The organism is Chryseobacterium arthrosphaerae (genome assembly GCF_001684965.1).
In the GTDB taxonomy this organism is placed as follows: domain Bacteria; phylum Bacteroidota; class Bacteroidia; order Flavobacteriales; family Weeksellaceae; genus Chryseobacterium; species Chryseobacterium arthrosphaerae.
Genome location: NZ_MAYG01000021.1, coordinates 1 through 257, shown reverse-complemented (window position 1 = coordinate 257; position 257 = coordinate 1). Strand labels below are relative to the sequence as shown.

Genomic DNA, 257 nt, shown 5'->3' with positions numbered 1-257 from the left:
ACAGCTAGGATGTTGGCTTGGAAGCAGCCATTCATTTAAAGAGTGCGTAACAGCTCACTAGTCGAGCGGTCCGGCATGGATAATAATCGGGCATAAACATATTACCGAAGCTATGGATTTGTATTTTCGAATACATCTGGTAGGAGAGCATTCTATTTGCTTAGAAGCAGTACTGTGAGGTATTGTGGAGCGTATAGAAAAGAAAATGTAGGCATAAGTAACGATAAAGCGGGCGAGAAACCCGCTCACCGAAAGAC

The 257-nt window shown here is 43.6% G+C and carries 1 rRNA gene; it reads left to right on the top strand.

Going from position 1 to position 257, the window contains the following annotated elements:
- Nucleotides 1-257 (top strand): 23S ribosomal RNA (locus BBI00_RS19000); the annotation flags it as partial.